Source organism: Pirellulales bacterium (assembly GCA_036267355.1).
GTDB lineage: Bacteria > Planctomycetota > Planctomycetia > Pirellulales > DATAWG01 > DATAWG01.
Genome location: DATAWG010000071.1, coordinates 1 through 17,794, shown reverse-complemented (window position 1 = coordinate 17,794; position 17,794 = coordinate 1). Strand labels below are relative to the sequence as shown.

12 protein-coding genes are annotated in these 17,794 nt (G+C 61.1%); 3 read left to right on the top strand and 9 right to left on the bottom strand.

From position 1 onward, the window contains the following. Positions 1-47 precede the first annotated feature (47 nt). The 5 genes from modC to VHX65_10690 form a co-directional block, all read right to left on the bottom strand. A complete protein-coding gene (gene modC / locus VHX65_10710; protein HEX3999012.1) occupies positions 48-1,127 on the bottom strand; it encodes a molybdenum ABC transporter ATP-binding protein in 1,080 nt (359 codons plus the stop codon). Further along, positions 1,124-1,867, bottom strand: a complete 744-nt coding sequence (gene modB / locus VHX65_10705) for a molybdate ABC transporter permease subunit (GenBank protein ID HEX3999011.1) — start codon at positions 1,865-1,867, stop codon at positions 1,124-1,126. The genes modC and modB overlap by 4 nt, the downstream gene beginning before the upstream one ends. Continuing rightward, on the bottom strand, positions 1,864-2,691 hold the full coding sequence (gene modA, locus VHX65_10700; GenBank protein ID HEX3999010.1) for a molybdate ABC transporter substrate-binding protein: 828 nt from the start codon (positions 2,689-2,691) through the stop codon (positions 1,864-1,866). Before modA ends, modB begins: the two co-directional genes overlap by 4 nt. Before the next feature lie 83 nt (positions 2,692-2,774). Continuing rightward, entirely contained in the window at positions 2,775-3,524 is a 750-nt protein-coding gene (locus VHX65_10695) for an SDR family NAD(P)-dependent oxidoreductase (GenBank protein HEX3999009.1), read from the bottom strand. 68 nt (positions 3,525-3,592) lie between these two features. After that, positions 3,593-6,388 carry a serine protease gene (locus VHX65_10690; GenBank protein HEX3999008.1) on the bottom strand — a complete coding sequence of 932 codons (2,796 nt, stop codon included), beginning with the start codon at positions 6,386-6,388 and terminating at the stop codon, positions 3,593-3,595. Between the two features lie 627 nt (positions 6,389-7,015). Between VHX65_10690 and VHX65_10685 the strand changes: the two genes are divergently transcribed. After that, entirely contained in the window at positions 7,016-8,149 is a 1,134-nt protein-coding gene (locus VHX65_10685) for a hypothetical protein (protein ID HEX3999007.1), read from the top strand. A gap of 3 nt (positions 8,150-8,152) precedes the next feature. Here the strand turns inward: VHX65_10685 and VHX65_10680 are convergent, their stop codons facing one another. Then, positions 8,153-11,239: a hypothetical protein gene (locus VHX65_10680; GenBank protein HEX3999006.1), complete on the bottom strand. Its 3,087-nt coding sequence runs from the start codon at positions 11,237-11,239 to the stop codon at positions 8,153-8,155. A gap of 212 nt (positions 11,240-11,451) precedes the next feature. On the opposite strand from VHX65_10680, the gene VHX65_10675 reads away from it, so the two are divergent. Together VHX65_10675 and VHX65_10670 are read left to right on the top strand one after the other, a co-directional pair. Next, a complete protein-coding gene (locus VHX65_10675; protein ID HEX3999005.1) occupies positions 11,452-13,044 on the top strand; it encodes a toll/interleukin-1 receptor domain-containing protein in 1,593 nt (530 codons plus the stop codon). 3 nt (positions 13,045-13,047) lie between these two features. Further along, positions 13,048-14,325: a tetratricopeptide repeat-containing protein gene (locus VHX65_10670; protein ID HEX3999004.1), complete on the top strand. Its 1,278-nt coding sequence runs from the start codon at positions 13,048-13,050 to the stop codon at positions 14,323-14,325. A gap of 167 nt (positions 14,326-14,492) precedes the next feature. Here VHX65_10670 and VHX65_10665 read toward each other — a convergent pair whose 3' ends face one another. The 3 genes from VHX65_10665 to VHX65_10655 all read right to left on the bottom strand — a co-directional run bounded on the left by VHX65_10665 (position 14,493) and on the right by VHX65_10655 (position 17,523). Further along, entirely contained in the window at positions 14,493-14,786 is a 294-nt protein-coding gene (locus tag VHX65_10665) for a RyR domain-containing protein (GenBank protein ID HEX3999003.1), read from the bottom strand. 1,160 nt (positions 14,787-15,946) lie between these two features. Beyond that, complete coding sequence (locus tag VHX65_10660) at positions 15,947-17,029, bottom strand: 3-isopropylmalate dehydrogenase (protein ID HEX3999002.1); 1,083 nt, start codon at positions 17,027-17,029, stop codon at positions 15,947-15,949. A 158-nt stretch (positions 17,030-17,187) separates the two neighbouring features. After that, positions 17,188-17,523 carry a hypothetical protein gene (locus VHX65_10655; GenBank protein ID HEX3999001.1) on the bottom strand — a complete coding sequence of 112 codons (336 nt, stop codon included), beginning with the start codon at positions 17,521-17,523 and terminating at the stop codon, positions 17,188-17,190. Between the last annotated feature and the right edge of the window lie 271 nt (positions 17,524-17,794).

Here is a 17,794-nt window from a genome sequence, read left to right as displayed (position 1 = left end):
TGAGGGGGAAGGCGGCGCTCGCCGATTTCAAATCCAACCGGCTCGACCTAGCCGACCGGCAGCAGCGCGGTTGCTTTGATCAGGCAGACGATCGGCTGGCCCGGGGTGAGGCCGAGGTCGCTAATTGCGGCGGCCGTGACTTGCGCCCAGATCAATTGGCCGATGTCGATCGCCACGAAGGTTCGCTCGGCGAGCGGGACGATCTCGCGCACCCGGCCATGGAGTTGATTTCGCGCGCTGAGGGCGGGCACTTCCGCCGTAGAAAGCGTGACATCGCGGGGTAGAAATTGCACGCAGACGCTCTGGGCCGCATATCCACCGGAGATTGGCGGCAGGACGACCACTTGCTCACCGATCGAGCCTTGCCACCGGCCGTCGACGGCGGCGACGCGGCCGATGTGCAGAAGGTTGATCGGATCGGGCGGATGCTTCAGACGCGAACGCACGGCCTGCTCGAGCGTGCGTGCGGTTGGGCCGGCGTCGACCACGCGGCCTTCTTCGACGATGATCACTTGCTCGGCGAACTGCAGGACATCGGCTTGATCGTGGCTGATGAACAGCACCGGAATCCGCCACTCGGCGACGATACGGGCCAAGTAGCTCAAAATGCGCTGCTTCAATCCCTCGTCGAGCCCGGCCAAGGGCTCGTCCATCAGCAATAGTTGGGGTCCGCGCAGGAGTGCTCGACCGATGGCGACGCGTTGCCGTTGGCCGCCGCTCAGCGTCGCCGGATCACGTTCCAGCAGCGTGCCGATATCGAGCAAGTCGACGACTTTGGCGAGGCTGAACTTTTCCGCTTGCCCGGAGATTCGATGCCGGCTGCCAAAGACGAGGTTGTTCCGCACGTTCAAGTGCGGAAACAGAAGCTGCTCCTGAAAAACGACGCCGATTTGCCGCCGCTGGGCCGACAAAAATTGGCCGGCCGCGATGTCGACGAACACGCGTTCCGCCAAGCAGATTTTGCCTTCGGCCGGCCGCAAGATTCCGGCGATCAGCCGGAAAATGGTGGTTTTTCCAGCGCCCGACGCCCCGAACAATGCAGTCACTCCGTCGCCGGATCGAAAGGTCGCCGCCAATTGAAAGCCGCCGGGATACTGAAAGCGGCAATCGAAATCCAAACAACTCATGGCGTGGCGCGCCCCGCGATCGCGACGCCAAAGCGGCCGCGCCGCTCGAACCATTCCGACGCGGCGAGCGCAACGACAGCAATCAGAACCGACACGACCACGAGCCGACTCGCCCGCGCAGCGCCACCGGGCGAATTGAGCAGGCTATAGATTTTCAGCGGAATTGTTTGCGTCTGCCCGGGAATGCTGCCGGCGATCATGATGGTCGCGCCGAATTCGCCGATGCTGCGAGCAAAGCCGAGCACCGCGCCGGCAATGATGCCGCGGCGCGCCAATGGCACCGTAATGCGAAGGAATGTCTCAAACCGGCCGCAGCCGAGCGTGCGCGCCGCTTCCTCCAGCCGCGGATCGATCGTCGCCATCGCCACCCGGATCGATCTCACGACCAGTGGAAAAGCCATCACGGCCGACGCGGCGACGGCTCCCTTCCAGTCGAACACGAATCGGATTCCAAACCAATCGACCAGCCGACTTCCGAGCCAGCCATTACGTCCGAATTCGACCAAGAGCAAGTAGCCAACCACCACCGGAGGCAGCACGAGCGGGAGATTCAGCACGGTTTCCAGCAAGCTCTTGCCCCAGAATTGCCGCCGCGCGAGGCCGTATCCCAGGGCGACAGCCACCGGCAGGGTCGCGAGCGTCGCCACGCAGGCCACGCGAAGGCTCAGCCATACGGCCGACCATTCTTCGGAGGAAAGCTGCCAGAAATCCAAAAGCGGCTCCTTTGCGTGGCTCGTCAAGATTTCGGTAGGTGATCCGGGGTTTCCGGCGTTCCAAAGCCGCGCCGGCGGAATGCGTCCGCCGCCGCGGGAGATTTTAGAAAATCGTAGAACTTCCGGCCCGCGTCGCTTCCGCCGTCCGCGGTTTTCGCTTCCGGCATCAACAGCACGAGCGGATACACGATCGGATCGTGGGTCGAGGCGGGAAAGGTGTATACGGCGCGCACTTTATCGGATATCCGCGCGTCGGTGCTGTAAACGATCGCCGCCTCGGTTTCGCCCCGCTCGGCATAGGCAAGCGTCGCGCGCACATTCTCCCCGCTGACGATCTTCTTTTGTTCTTCCAATTTGTCGAGCAATCCGAGCTTTGTCAGCGCTTGGCGGCCGTAGATGCCCGCCGGAACATTCGGCCCGGCCAAGGCGATATGCGCGATTTGCGGCGCCAACAGGTCGGCCGGGTCGTGAACCGTCGCCTTGCCGTTTGCTGGAACAACGATCACCAGTGAGTTTCCGAGGAAGTCGGTGCGCTCGGCGATCAGCCCCTTCCCGGCTAGAAAATCGACCCACTTCTTGTTCGCCGAAAGGAAAACCTGTGCGGGAGCACCGTTGGCAATTTGCTGGGCCAGCTTCCCTGAATCGTCGGCCACGACATGGACTTCAACGCCGGTGTCTGCCGTGAATCGCGGCGATAAATCGTTCACCGCGTCCTGCGCGCTGGCGGCAACAAGGGCCATGACCGCCCGAGGTTGGCCGCTTGGGGCGGGCCGCTTCGAATTGCAACCGCCAAGCATGGCCGCCAAGAGGAAGCCAAGAATCCGCGGAAAAACAATTGGTTTGCGTTGCATTGCTCCGATTGTAAGTTGCGCGTCGGGCATCGTCTATCCGCTCGTCGAGATCGGTGGCTGCGCCGTCACGGTGCTCGTTTTGGTCAGGCGATGCGCATCGTCAGGCCGCCGTCGATGCCGAATGTTTCGCCGGTGATGTAGTCGTTGGTCACCAGCTCACGGATCAGCGTGGCCACCTGTTCGGCGGTTCCTTCTCGATGCAGTGGGATGCGGTTTTCCAGATTGTTCTTCCGCATCGGCTCGGTCATGGCATCGTGGAAGCGTGTGCGAATCACTCCGGGAGCGACGACGTTGATGCGGATATTATCGTCGGCGAAATCGCGAGCAAGCGCGCGGGCGAATTGCGGCAACGCGCCTTTTACCGCTTGGTAACAAGTGTTGCCCGGACAACCGCGGCGGCCGGCCGACGACGAAATCAAGACGATGGCTCCTTCTTTGTTTTTCTGCATCAACGGAATGGCGCGACGGCAGAGATGAAAGACGGCGTGTACGTGCACGTCGAACGCCCGCATCCAATCGTCGGGCGAAACCTCGAGCAATCCGCCCGGGACTGGTCCGCCGGCCGAATGGACCACAACGTCGACGGAGCCGAATTCCGCGGCCGTGTCGTCGACGCTGCGCGTGGCGTCGGCCGGCCGGCCCACATCCGCGTGGATCAGCAAACATCGCCGGCCGAGCGCTTCAATCCGCTGGCCGACGCGGCGCGCTTCGTCGTCGATATGCCGGGCAGCGACTGCGACATTGGCCCCTTGTTCGGCGAGGGCAATCGCCGTCGCGGCGCCGATCCCGCGCGTGCCGCCGGTGATCAGACATGACTTTTGTGCGAGATTCATGGGCTGCGTTTCTTTGCGTTGAATGGAACTGTCGATGGCGGGCCCCGGCGCAGGCGGCTGCCAGTCGTCTATTTGGCAGCCGGTTTCAGGCCTGCGGTGTAGATCACGACGTCATACTTGATTCCGGCGGCGGGGCCAACCACGGTCAACCGGACCGAGGTGTCAAGTTTGTCGGTAAACGCCTGCGATGGCCAGGCAGACATCGAGTCGAGACTTGCCGGCGAATTCGCCGGCGTCGCTCCGCCGGTGGTGATTTCGAGTTGAAGACTTTCGCCGTTCGATGAATTCGCCACGGCAAAAAACTCGGCCTCGGCCTTGGAATCCCCAGTAAGGTGGTCGATATCGGTGGTCGAAAGAAATCGCCCGCTATTCTCAACGGTTTGGCCGGGAACATCGAGCACGACGCGGGGCTGGACATGCGCCGCGCTCCAAGCGGCGTGCTTTGCGATCCAAGCGGCGGCAAGCATATCGCGCTTTTGCTGCGTGGAGAGCCGGGCCAGCGACGCGCGGAGCGAATATTCCAGATCTGTGTCCGCGTCAAGCTCCACCTCAAACGTTTGCGGTCCGTCGACATCGGCTTGCGCGCACGGATGATTCTGATGATCGCCAAAAGCGATGACCGTGAGAGGTGATCGGCGAGCGCCGTTTACGACAGGATAGACCGTCATCCTGAGCGGCGCTGAGGTGGCAGTATACGCGGCGACGATCAGCTCCCCGCTGCCATCGACCGAGAAACTGAGCGTGCTTCGATAATCTTGCAGCTTGCTCGCTGGACCAGCCGGTTGCCGGTCGCTGAGCTTCGCCACGACGCTGATCGGATCCACGGTTGCGACCGGCGCGGTTGCCGTGCCGACACTTGCCTGCTTGTCGATGGATGCCTTCCATTCGCCGAACAACTGCAAGAACAGGGCGGCATCCTTGTTGTTGCTCAGCGCGGCTGTCCAACGGTCGGTGCGGGGTTGCTGCGCTTGCCGAGCAAGGTCGTCGGATTCGAGGAGTTCTTTGACCAGATCGGCCCGCTGGGCATAATGCAGCCCCGCCGGAATCCGCCCCGACCATCCCGGAATCAAAATGTAGTTGCCCGCGCTGTGAACGCCGATCACGTTGCCGTCGGCGTTGAGAATCGGGCTGCCGCTCGCACCGCCGGAGGTCGAAATATTGTGTTGGATGAGAAGCTGTTGAGCAGGATCGCCGATGGACGGGTCCCCGAAGTAATCGGTCATTGCGGCAATATCACCGGTTTCGGCCGACGGATCCGGGGACAATGGATTCAGCCCGGGATTCGCTTCGTTGTCGATCAGATATCCGATGAAGCCGATCAGGTCGGGCTTGCCGAGGTGGAGCAGGGTCGCGTCGTCGGCCAAGGTGAGCGCTGGAGCGAGCGATTCCGGTTGGTCGACGTAGAGCAGTGCAACGTCGCAGAAATTGACCGGCGGTTCGGCTTGCGCCGCGCCTGCGGGCGAGTGCCCGATTCCCTGTTGCCAGAGTTTGCGCCAGTCGAGAAACCCTGGATGGAGTTTCGTGCCGATCACGACAACGTCGCCCTGCTGATTGCCGCGCGATCGCAGGATCAGACGCCCGCCCGTGGCTTTCGCTTTGTCGTCGAATTCAGCGACGTGACCGTTGGTAACGAGAATACCCTTTTCCTTGTTCAGCACCCAGGCGGTTCCTTCGGCCTCGGTGTTGCCGTTGCGATCCTGGGCCATCACAAGATAGATGGAATTTTGGACATTCTTCAGGGTCGTTCGCAGTTTGGCATCGGAGCCATTCGAATCGACGGGCAAGCTTTTCGCGACCGCGGTCTGTTCCTGCAGCGAGGCTTGCCTCACGCGTGTTCCGCCAGAAAGACCAACCGCCCACGACACGACTCCGAACAGCAGCACCGCGGCCAGGGCAACCCACGCCGGAATCGGCTTGGCCGACGGCGGCCGGCGAGCATGGGCCCAATGCTTCACGACGGAGAGCACTTTCTCGTCGGGCATGTTCGTGTGCCGATGGGAGACGAGCGTATCGCCGTATTGCCGTTTCCACGGTTTGTGCGCAGCCGCTGCCGCGTCGGTCTGAACTTCGGCCTGCTGCAATGCGTCGGCCAAGGTGCTCAATCGCAGGCGTTGCTCCGGGTCCGTGGAAAACATCCAATAGCCTTTGCCCCAATCGACGGCCAGAAACACGAACGGCCGCTCGGCGCCGCAATCTCCCTCTCGACGACTCCATTGTGGAAACAACAAGCTCGTGGGCTGCCGCAAAAAAAGTGCTCGACTGCGATTTGGGGCGCCGGGAATATCGACGATCCATTGCTCTCCGCGAAGCACATCCTGATGGAATACGGCGCGATCGGCCGCGAGGCTCGCGCGCTCGTCGGCAAAGGCGTCGCCATCGGAAAAAAGCGGCTCGCTGAACGGGTTTTTATCGGCCGCGGCCGCTTTCAAAATGACGTCTGCCATCCGCCGCCAATCGTCGAGAAAGCGAGCCGCGGTGGCGGGCTTCGTCAAATCGCCGTCGCCGGCGTTGCGGATCGCCAGGTAGATCCCTTCGATCGAAGCTTCCAATGGCAGCGAACTCGGCATCCGTCCTTCGCGGCGCCGGCGTGTGTAATGGGCAAACGATTTCGCGCCCTTCGCAAGTTCGCGGCCGCTCAGCCGCTCTTCGACAAAAAGCGCCGCGACCATGTCGTCGAGCGTAGGATCGCAATCGACGACCAGTTTTCGGATTTCCCCGGCGCCGTGAGGGAAGGCCGCGACACTTTTGTCGCATGCCAACTCGGCCAGTGCGTTGTCCTTCGGGCCTTCACCGCGCGGCTCGATCAGCACCTCATCGTCCGCCGGCGTTGCATTCGACTCGCGCTTGCGAAAGATGATCTGCATGGCTTCAACCCTCATTCGATTTTCATGGCGGGCAGGCGCAATTTCGTGATCCTGGCCGAGCGCGGCCACCGAAGCGCCGGGCCATTCGAAGCGACCGCGGGGCCGTTGATCGACGGACCCTACCGAACGTTTTGCCCGCCCGAGATTGATCGAATCCGAACTATCGGAATTCCTTGCGGCGCCGGAAGAAGGTGCGCCAACGAACCAGAATCTAATTGGCCCGGTCGCTTGGGGCAAGCAGCGGGGGGGTGCAATCGGCTGCCGCACGATCCGTCGAGCACCGGCTTGGTCCGGTGGCGTGCCGGAGCGATGCACGCAAAAAGTCCGCAACCCGCATAGATTTCCAGTCTTCCTGTCCGAGGGCGCCCAAGGAGCAATGGGCATCCAAACGGAAGCGGCGGCGCCCGGCAGCGAGTTCGGAAAATACCAGATTTGCGGGTTATTCGGACACTGCAGGTAAATCTGAACGATCGCGTTGTGCTCAACCGATCGCTAGAAGGGGTTGAGCCGCGCACGCCAATGGTAGGGGCAGGCGCGAATGCACAACCGCCGCGGACTACTCACAATTCCCGGTTCGCCCCGAAAAAAACAGGACAACCAGCCCTCGGCTGCGTTGCCAACAAACCTATGAAATCCGTTTCACGCTTATTTGTAGGACTCGCCCTGGCGGCGCTCGCCGGCTGCACCCACGTGCAGCTACGCAACAACACCGTGAATACGGCGGCGGCGGCGTCCGACGCGATCGTGCAGGAAGTGATGAACAACCTCGCGATGTTCGTGTACGACTCGAATTCGATCCCCTTTTTCTCATTCCCCAACCAGAGTTCGGCAAACGTAACCGACCAGGCCAACGCCGCCGGTTCGGCGGGATGGGGACGCCCCATTACGGCGCTCAACGTCAAACACACCTCCGACTTCTTGTTGGCATCGCTTGGCTTGAGCGGCGGCGTCCAGCGAACGCAGCTCGAAGGCTTTACGCTGACTCCGGTGCTCGAACCGCGTAAGCTCGAACTGATGCGATGTGCCTATCAACAGGCGGTGAGCAGTTGCGGCTACGGGCAGATGTCGCAGAATTGCCCCGATTGCCAGGCCCGGTTCAACACGTTCTACACCGGCGATCCGACCGGCGAGATCGGCAAGAAAGCCGTCGGCGGCACGATCACCTCGAACTGTCTGGCTGGGCCCAAAGGCCCTTGTTGGTTTCACGTCGGTTCGGAGAAGTGTGTCCCCAAGAAGTGCGAATGCCTGTATGTCGGCGAGTATTGCGGGGTCTATGTTTGGGTGGATCATGCCGGCAGGGATCAATTGGCGCGGCTCACGCTTGCCATTCTCGACTATGCCCAAAACAGCGCACCCGTGCATGCCACCAAAACGGTGACCTACAACATCGATCAGTTCGGCCTGCCGGCGCCGAAGAAAGAGGCGGTCGGCACGGTCAGCGCATCGGTCAACGTCGACGAACAGCCTGAAAGCCTGATGAATATTCCCGAGAGCGACGCCGTGCAGATCGAGCAAACCCTGCTGTCGCGGCTAAGCGCCGATCAAGATTCGTATCGCAGATTGGCGAACCAAAATTCCGACCAGGGCAAACACTTGCTCGATGAAATCACGTACATCCAGCAGAAACTGGATTTCCTCAAGCAGCAGCTCAAGGCCGGCCCGTTGAAGCAGCAATTCGTGCCGGGTCCGCAACAGCAGACCCCCAACGGCCTGCTGCAATTGCAGCTCTACCAGAACACGTTGCTGCCCCCGTCGCAATAGCGATCACCGGCCGAGGAATCGCCGCGTAAGCGGCGAAGGGGGCGCCGGTGTCTGCGACTGCGGCCGCAGGGCGAAAATGGAAATGGGCATGCCGAGCGAGGCCGTCGCGGAAGCGGCGACCTGCGCGTTTCCAGACGCAGGCTCCGGCGCATGGTGCGCGGTGTCATTCTGATCCTGATGGTGGGATTCATTGTCCTCCGTGACTTGGTTCGGAGCCGGCGGGCCGGACTGGGCGATTTCCTCCGCAAGGGGCGAAACGCCGCCCGTCGGGCTAACGGCAGCGCACTCGTCGCGAAATTGCAAATACGCGTCACGCATGCTCGTGTCGGCCTCGATGAGAGCCGCCTGGGTGGCGTGCTGCGACGCGTCGTCAAAATGCTGCCCCGCCGCTTCGATCTCGGCCAGCAGGCGCAGGCTCGGTGAATCACGAAAGTCGTTGAGCAGGCAAGCATTCATTGCCGATTGCTGGGCCTCGGGAAGCCGTTGTTGGAGCCGCAAGAGATCGGCCCGATCGCGAAATGCGTCGGCCGACTTTGGGTTCAAGCTGATCGCACGCGCGCAATCTTTTTCGGCGGCTGCCAGCACCATGGCAATGCCGCCGGAAGAACTTGAACCATCGGGCAATTCGTTGGCGGTGACGACATAGGCGCCGTCGGCGGAGATGGCCACCGAAGTCACCGGGCCCGCCGCGGGACCGAACGCCTCGAGCTTCGCTCCCTTGCTGGCGTTCCACACTTCCGCGCGACCGTCGGCACATCCGGTCAATACCACCATTGCCGGGCCATCGGCGCCGGGGAGATTGGGACGGTTGCTCTTCTCCGGTTGCCGCGCGCCGCCGGTTTTTGCGCCATTCGGCTGGGTCGTATCGGCCAGCGCATGCCCGGTGAGTGGCGCCTTGAAGGGATTATCATCTTGCGATCCGGGCTTGGTTGGAGCAGCGCGGGGCGTCGGTCTTACGACCGGCGCGGACTGCGAACTGCGGGGAGCAGCGGTAGCATTCGACGAGTTATCTTGCACCGAATTCGCGGTGCTGTTGTCGGTCGAGGGCTGCCCGGCGGACGATTGATCCCCGGCCCCGGTTTGGGGAGCAGCCAACGATGTCACCGCGCCGGGATGTGCGAGAAGGGTTATTCCGAAAATCGTCTTGCCATCTTTTTCGAGCGGCCGCCATAGCCGGGCCGTTTCATCGAAGCTGCCGGTGAGAAACGCGGTGCCGCCGGCAAAGGCCAGCGACGACACCGGCCCGCAATGACCGTCCAATTCCTGCACTCGTGTGCCGTCGTCGCCATTCCAGAGCCGGGCCGAATAGTCGTAGCTTCCGGTCAAGATATATCGTGAGGGACCGGCGCTCGGCACGGATGGGTCTTCATTTTTCGACGAGTCCTGCGCGTCGGCTGGCGATGTGTTCGATGCCGTTTGCGACGTGGGATTCGCACGGCCGGCGCCGTCCGCCGGCTTTCCGTGCCGAGCGCTAGCGAGAATTGGCGCGTCGAGCATTGCCACCGAGGTGATGGGCAGGCTGTGTCCGCGAAACGTTCGCACGCAGTTCGGCACGGTTGGGGCAAGATCCCAAAGCTTGGCCGAGCCGTCCCAACTTCCGGTGAGCAAGACCTTGCCATCTCCGGAGAAGTCGATGGCCGAAACTCGCTGCCTTTCATGCGCTGCGAACTGCTTCAAGATTCCAAACGGTTCAAGCGCGCTCCAGATTCTTACGGTTCCGTTTTCGGTTCCGACGGCAACTTGGGAGCCGTCGGCCGAAAAGGCCACGGCATAGGCCGCCGAGGTGTCGACCGTGGGGGCCGGACCAACGCCGAAAACCTTGTTTGGTTTTGGGATTTCCTTACCGATATCGTCCTTCGAGCACTCCCATAATCGTGCCTTCCCATCCTCGCTGCCGGAAAGAATCTGAATCGTCTTCTGGTCGTGAGAAACGTGAATCGCCACCGAGTTGATTCGCTTGGTGTTGGTTTGGAAGGTGGCAATTTTATGACCCGATCGCCGATCCCAGACGACCAAATTATGGATCTCGTTGCCGCTGCGATTTGATTCGCCGGCATCATTTCCGTTCTCGCTATCGTTTTGGTTCGTGGCATCGATATGGCTCTTATTGCCCGTGCCCCCGCCATTTTCCGCGGCGATCTTGATATTCGTTGCGGTCGGGGCCGGGATTCGCTCATACGAAATACGGTTCGCGCTTGGCGGCGCGATCAAGTCCGCCACGAGCCTCCGCGATCGATCCGCGGTCCGCGGGTCGTATTTTCGCACCCCCGTTTCGGTCAATGTGCAACAATCCAGAACCAACTCCGCCCGGGCCAGCGGCACGGGCCACCAACCAGGCGCGAGGCTTGCCGCCTTGTTGAGCTTTTCACACGCGTCGCGGTAACACGTTTCGGGATCCGGCAAGCCGGCGTTCGACGTTGATGGCCGATCCAACTGCCGCTGCGCATCGGCCCATTGAGCCTTGTAGGTGAGTGCAACGCCCCAGTCGAGATAGAGTTGCGGGCACGGAGTGCCTGCCTTCTCTGCTTTTAGGAAATGCGATTCCCAGTTCTTGTTTTCGCCATACTGCGAAAGGGTCTTGGCCGTCCCATACTGATAGTAGCTTGCCGCATAGAGACTCCCGAGCCTCATTTCCACGTCGTTAATCGACGCGTTGCCCGCCGCGGCCTGCTCGAAATTGGTGATCGCCACGTCGGGCGATCCTTGGCTTTCCCAGTAAATGCCGTTGAGCCAGTAGTACACTCCGGCATCGGGATCGTTGAGATGGTTCGCATATTCGTTCGGCGCACTTTCGAGTTTCACCAATTGATCGGAGCGGACCCAACCCTTGATCGGCTTCTTCGCGGTTGCGTAAGCGCCGCTGTCTTTTAGTTGCACCCACAGGCCATTGGCTGCTGAAGCCATTGCCGGCCATTCGATCTGATAGATCACGTCGACCGAATCGGTGTCGCCCAGATTCTTGTAGAGCTGCACGTGATCCGATTTTGGCATCACCTGCGAACCGTTCAAACCTGAAGCGGCATGCGCTTTCAATGCGGAAATCGCGCTCAAGCACAGCGCTGCGGCACACAGCTTCTTTGAGACGATCATAGTCAGGCCCTTGCGATGAAGTCGGGGGGCGTCAATCGATCTGCTTCGATCTATACTACCCACACGACCAGGGGGACTGCCAGCATTTGGCGAATGGTCGGTTCATTGATGATTCTCATCGCTTGGCAATGGTGGATTGCCTTGCCGAGAAAGCGGTATACTGGCCACTTGCGTCGGTTAGCTTAGTGCGGAGTTCCTTCTCCCGGTCGGATATGAGCATCCTGGGCCTCGTCCTTGCCGCGCTCATCATCGGCGCGGCTGTTGTTTGGCGGCTATTGCCGCGGCTGTGGAGGGCGTCCACAGGACTGCCGCACGGTCGGTCGCTCGTTGATGAACAGGTCCAATTCACGGTGTATCGCCCCACGGCGGTCGCGCCGAATCGATGGCACACGATGCTCGTCTTCGGGCATTTGTCGGAGCGCCGGCCGGACGAGCCCGGCGAGCCTGACCCCATCGAAGAAATGGAGCGGCAAGCGCGGGCATCGCTGGGCAGCGAGTTCGGACGATATGCTTCGCGCAATCAAGACAGCCGTTCCGCCGTACCGCGCGGCGGCTTGGTCACGTTCTTGCCGGAAATCCCGGGCGTCGAATTCAATCCACCCCGTTACACATTCAAGTGGGTCGAGGCGGTGCATCGGGAGGAATTTCGATTCCGCGCCGGAACCGCAGCTCTTGGCACGACGCTACGGGGCAGCGTGCGGATTTATCTTGGGGCTCTGCTATTGGCCGAGGTCAATCTGGCAATTGCGGTCGAGGCCGACGCTGTCACGGCGCAGCCGACTCAGCCGCATCGTGCCGCCGCGTTTCGAAGGGTCTTTGCATCGTATTCGCATAAGGATCTCGCGATCGTAGAGCAATATGAAAACTATCTGGCCTTGCTCGGCGACGAAGTGCTCCGCGATTGGAAGCATTTGAAACCGGGTGAAGTTTGGAACGATCGCTTGATGGAGCTAATCCGTGATGCCGACGTGTTCCAGCTCTTTTGGTCGAAGAATTCGATGCAGTCGGAGGTGGTCCGCCGCGAATGGGAATATGCGATGTCGCTAAACCGAGATCGCTTCGTCTGCCCGACCTACTGGGAAACGCCGATGCCGATGGCCGCGGGCCTGCCGCCCGAACAACTGAAGAGCCTTCATTTCCAGAAGCTCGATTTTGGCCGGGCCGGCCGTCGCGCTCCGCCACGAACCAAATGGATCGCTGGCGCAGGGACGGTTGCGGCCATCGCACTCGTGGGCGTAAGTGTGCTATGGACGGTGAACGCACATGATCGCCGAGGGCAATCGCCGTCGACTGATACCAGATCCACCATGCCGCCTCACGACGCAGGGGATACGAATGCGGGCCCCCCCACAGAACAAGTGACGATTGCCCGGTACGAATCCGACCTCGCGCGCATCAACAAAGAATCCGATCCGTCGGATTGGGCGGCGACGCAAGTCGTCCTGGGCAAGGCATTGGTCGCACGCACCGCCGGCGACAAATCCACGAACTTGAAACGGGCAATCGCTGCATTTGATGCGGCGCTGACGGTTTACACGAAACAACACGACCCTTGGGCTTGGGCGGCAACGCAGGCCGAACTCGCGCTAGCGTGGTTCGATCTGCCCGCAACGAACGACGCTGAACGAGCAGAGAACTTGCAACACGCGATCGCCGCCTATCAATCCGCTCACAGTGGAGGCACCGACGAGTTGGATTCGGACGCTGCTGAAGAATTGTCCGATCTTGCCTATAAATATCGGAAGGCCGTTCCGAAACCGACTTCGAGAGACGGCTCGCCCCTTCCCGACTCGAATCGGCAGTAGTTTATGGAACAACTCTCCAAATGTGCCGTGGCGTGCTCCCGGCTGGTTCCGAAGGTGGCCGAGTTTCGCTCCGGGCATTTTCGGCTTGGACCGGAGTTGCGGCGGTTGCTTGGAGTGCGCGAGGTGGGGGCCATCGAGGCGATCGTGTTCTATGGTGCCCGTGTGCTGGAGGCTTTGACCGCCGAAGCGCTCACCGCGGTGAAAATCGAGGCCAGCGTCAACGTGTTTTCCAATCTGCAAACGCTCGAGCAATACTCGCTGCTCACTGCTGGCGCGCTCCATTCCGCCCATGCGCTGCGGCGGCTTGGGAATGCGGCCCGGCATATCCAGGAAGAATTGAACAGCGATCATGCGCAGCTCGCCCTGGCCCTGACCGAACAGACGTTGGCATGGTTTTTCCTTCTCGACCTGCCGAAAAAACCCCGCCTTGAACGGCTCTGCGAAAACGAATCCAGCCTCGCGCTGGCGACCGATGAGTCGCTGCGCGGGGCGATGGCGAATGCCGAGAAATTAGGACGAACGTGGCATTCCGGTTGGCCCGCGCTTCGCATCGAGCAAGGGCCGGCATTGCTGCGCACCGGACAAACGGCCGCCATCATCGCCGAGCTGTGGATCAACCACGGCGAAGAAGCAGACCTCGCAGCCGCCGGCGAATTGCTCGGCGATGCGCTCAAGCGGCATCCGGACAACCTGCGCTTGCAGCAACTGAGAATGCTGCACGCCAGCCGCTCGGGCGATCTCGCCGCGGCAAGCAAAATGATCGACGATCTCATGGACCGCAATAGCGACGACGATGAGACCGTCGGCATTGCCGCGGGAGTTTATAAGCGGATGTGGAAGCAAGACCCCGCGGCCCGCAATTGGCTTGCCAAGTCGCACAAGCTTTATCTCACCGGTTGGAAAAAGTCGAAGGGCCAAAATGCTTATCTCGGAATCAACGCCGCGACCACATCGCTCCTGCTCGGAAGAGCCGAAGAATCGTGGAAGCTGGCCGCCGAAATCGAGCAGCTATTGACCGGCCGAAACGATCGCTTGCGGGAATGCGGCTGTTCGTCGATCGAGCCGGATTACTGGACGCAAGTGTCGTTGGCCGAATCGCTGTTGCTCGAAGGGAAACTGGACGAGGCCGCAACCGCCTATCATGCCGCCTTCCAACGATTTTCGTGCGACCGCGGAAACATCCGTGTGACGATCAGCCAAATGCACGCGATTGCCGAAGCGAGGGGCCTCAGCGAGGACGAATTTGCCCGGCTGCCGAAAGAACCGCCGCCGGCTTCGTAAACGCGTCGCCCGGTTCGGTTCTTGGGCAGGCTGAAGCAAACCGCGCAGTTGCCGCAGAATGGGTGCCATGTCCACGGCTTTGCGTGGGGATGTTGGCGCCGACGAGGCACATCCCCACTCAATGCACTCGGCATGGCGCCGGGCGCGGCTCGGTTGGGAATAACGCATCACGAGTCGCGATTCGCTCGGATTTCGTAGCCCAGCAGAACGATCGCCTTGAGCGATTCGATGGCCGAGTTGCGGTCGTATTGCTTTTCGGTTTCGGAAAGCTCGGCGTAGGAAACCAGGCCGGGGTGCGTTTTTTTCGCGTCGTCGCGCCGCGGCCCCCAGGTCCAGCCGTCGGCGATGCGCTGCCGGGCCCAGATATCGTGGTTGTGCTCGGCGAGCTGCTCGACGAGCGGCGCGATCGCCGCGGGCAATTCGATGGAACGAGTATCGAGCGGTTGAGGATTGTAGCTCACGGTGCGGGCATCCAGGGGCGTTGGGACGATTGAGCTTCTTGCGCGGTTGGCGGGCATCAGATCGAATTCGCGCTCCGTGCCGCTGCGATACGGCGCGCCGTCCGGCCGAGCGACGGTCGTTCCCAGCGGGGTTCCGAGCCGTGGCGGGAAGCGGCAAATCCTCCCAAAGCACCGGTTCCAACGAAGCGCCGTCATATTGCCGTTCGAGTTTCTCGGTGATGCGCCGCGTCTGGTCGCGCTCTTCGACCACGTCGCCGGGGCTGGAGATGAAAATTCGGACGGTTCGAAGCACATCGGGCATGGCTCGAGTTACTCACAGTCGCTTCAGATCGCCGCCCTTCGAATACAAACGATTCGATGGTGCGCCGTTCGCCGATCCGCCGGACGAGGTCGTGTTGGCAACAGTATATCGCCCGCCTATTGCGCCTGCATGCTTTCTGCCATGGGCACGCCCGTTGTGCAACCATTCTCGATGCGCAACTTGATTCGTCGGCCGCACGTCGGGATAATCGGTCGCTGGCGATAGGCGGCCAGTGTAGGTTTCTGGGGGCGGACTTTCAAGTTCCCGACCGACAGGAGTCGGTATCAATGGCCACGCCAATCCTGAGTTTGTCTGAAGGCGATCGCTCGGCGAGCGACAGCCATGCGGTGGCTGAACCAATCGGCGCTTTGCGCGACTTGCAAACGCGGTTCTTATATCCGTTCTTTTTTGATCGCTATCGCGCCGCCGAAGCCGTCGCCGCGCTAGCGGGTCAAACGTGCCCAAATCGCGACGGCCGGGGCCACGCGCTATGGCATTGCGAACGGCCCAGTTCTCTCTATTGCGACGAATTGTTGAATCATGCCCAGGAGTTTCTTTTCGGAAAAGCGTCTGGGGCCGATGAAGCGGCAGCGACTTCTTCGGCGACCCATGCCAAGGCGAATCACGACCGTGCCGACTGCGCCGATGGCTTGGCTTGCCGCTATCTGAAAATCTCGGCGGATGTAGGCCAGGCGTTCCAATCTGACAGGCCGCGCCGATCCGTGCCGATGTGCGATCGTGAGTGCGACCGGCAATCGAAGTCTGCCAGTGGAGATCCGCGAGTTCGTGTTGCAGCTTGAGTCAAGCGGCGCCAACACTGGCCGACTGCGCTTGCCAGCGGCAACCCCGTGAATCCGCGTCAGCCGCCCAGTGCCGCGACGACCAGATCACCGACTTCGCTGGTGCCATAACCCATTTTGCCGGCGGCTTGGCCCTTCATCTTCGTGCCGGTAACGCTTTGGATCGCTCGCATCACGCGCGCTCCGGATTGCGGCTGGCCGGTGTGCTCCAGAAGCATGCTCATGGCGTTGATGGCGGCGATCGGGTTGATCACATTCTGGCCGGTGTATTTCGGAGCGCTGCCGCCCATCGGCTCGAACATGCTCACACCGCCCGGATCGGGATTGATGTTGCCGCCTGCCGCGACGCCCAATCCCCCCTGCAGCACCGCGCTCAAATCCGTGATGATGTCGCCGAACATGTTGGTGGTCACAATCACGTCGTAATATTCCGGATTTTTGACCATCCACATGCAGCAAGCGTCGACATGGTTGTAGTCGGCCTTCACGTCCGGATATTCGCGGGCAACTTCTTGAAACGCTCGCCACCACAGATCGTGCCCGTACGTGAGCACATTGGTTTTGGCGACGAGGGTCAGCATTTTGCCTTTGGGATTGTTGCGGCGGCGCGTGAAATCGAAGGCCCAGCGGATGCAGCGATCGCAGCCTTTTCGCGTGTAGAGGGCCGTTTGGCTGGCCACTTCGTCGGGCGTGTGCTTTTTCAAGAATCCGCCGACGCCGCAATACAAGTCTTCGGTGTTTTCGCGCACGATGACGTAGTCGATATCCGCAGGCCCTTTGTCGCGCAGTGGCGTTTCCACGCCGGGAAACAATTTCACGGGGCGAAGATTGATGTACTGATCCAACTGAAATCGCAGTTCGAGCAGCAAGCCTTTTTCGATCACCCCCGGCGGAACGCCAGGATGCCCGACCGCCCCCAGGAAGATCGCCTCGAACGAACGCAATTCGTCGGCCGCGCCGGCGGGGAGCGTTTCGCCGGTTCGCAGATAGCGCTCACCGCCGAAATCGTAGTGCTGCAATTCGTAGCGAAAGTTTTCGAGCCCGGCCACGGCCTTAAGCACTTTGAGGGCTTCGTCGGTAACTTCCGGACCGGTTCCATCGCCGGGGATCACGGCGATCTTGAGTGTGGCAGGGCTGGTCATTCGATTCGGATTTGTTGGGAGTGGGATTGTCGCGGGCCTGATGCAGTGCGCAAAACAATCAAAACCGCAAACATGCTTCCATTCGGATTCGCCGAGGAAGCTCGCTTGCGGTTTCGCGCGTCGTGTATGAGTCGTGGCCGCGGAACTAGGCCGCGAATTCAATTCTTGCTGAAGTCGAAATGCTTGAGCGATTCGCGGCCGAGCGGATTCTTGGCGAACTTCTTGCGGCACTCGGGACACAGATCGAATCGCAGTTGCTGGTAGACATCCTCACCGACCGCGTCACCGCCGGTCAGATCGCTATTGGTCTCGTCCATCCGTTGGAGAATCTCTTGCATCTCCTGCAAGTGATCGCGATCGTCTTCGTGGTTTCCCGCGCTCTGGTCGCCATCGACCGGATCGACGGCGGCAAACACTTCAATCTTGACGACGTAGCGGAGATCTTCCTCGGGGTCGATCAACCGCTTGCAGAGGTCACACGAGTAATGAATCATCGGTCGCTCTCCCACGATGAACTTGGCCGGCGCACATCCCGCACGCCGAACGTATCAATGCCATCCCCATCGTAAACTCAATTCGCGAAACGGAGCAACCCATGATTGCCGTTTTTTTCGCGAAGCGCACGGCGATTTCCGCACGGTTCTTGACAACCGCCGCAGGCTGTGCTTGCACGGCGCGCTACGAACGCCACGGCGGCCGGCGCGCGAAACCGCAAGCGAGCTTCGAACCCAAACGGGCATGGAAGCTCGCTTGCGGTTTCGCGCG

Bases quoted from the DNA above. Each gene is read 5' to 3' on its own strand.
- VHX65_10695 (HEX3999009.1), bottom strand. From the start codon at position 3,524: ATGAATCTCGCACAAAAGTCATGTCTGATCACCGGCGGCACGCGCGGG.
- VHX65_10675 (HEX3999005.1), top strand. From the start codon at position 11,452: ATGAGCATCCTGGGCCTCGTCCTTGCCGCGCTCATCATCGGCGCGGCT.
- VHX65_10685 (HEX3999007.1), top strand. From the start codon at position 7,016: ATGAAATCCGTTTCACGCTTATTTGTAGGACTCGCCCTGGCGGCGCTC.
- VHX65_10680 (HEX3999006.1), bottom strand. From the start codon at position 11,239: ATGATCGTCTCAAAGAAGCTGTGTGCCGCAGCGCTGTGCTTGAGCGCG.
- VHX65_10670 (HEX3999004.1), top strand. From the start codon at position 13,048: ATGGAACAACTCTCCAAATGTGCCGTGGCGTGCTCCCGGCTGGTTCCG.
- VHX65_10655 (HEX3999001.1), bottom strand. From the start codon at position 17,523: ATGATTCATTACTCGTGTGACCTCTGCAAGCGGTTGATCGACCCCGAG.
- VHX65_10660 (HEX3999002.1), bottom strand. From the start codon at position 17,029: ATGACCAGCCCTGCCACACTCAAGATCGCCGTGATCCCCGGCGATGGA.
- modA (HEX3999010.1), bottom strand. From the start codon at position 2,691: ATGCAACGCAAACCAATTGTTTTTCCGCGGATTCTTGGCTTCCTCTTG.
- VHX65_10690 (HEX3999008.1), bottom strand. From the start codon at position 6,388: ATGCAGATCATCTTTCGCAAGCGCGAGTCGAATGCAACGCCGGCGGAC.
- modC (HEX3999012.1), bottom strand. From the start codon at position 1,127: ATGAGTTGTTTGGATTTCGATTGCCGCTTTCAGTATCCCGGCGGCTTT.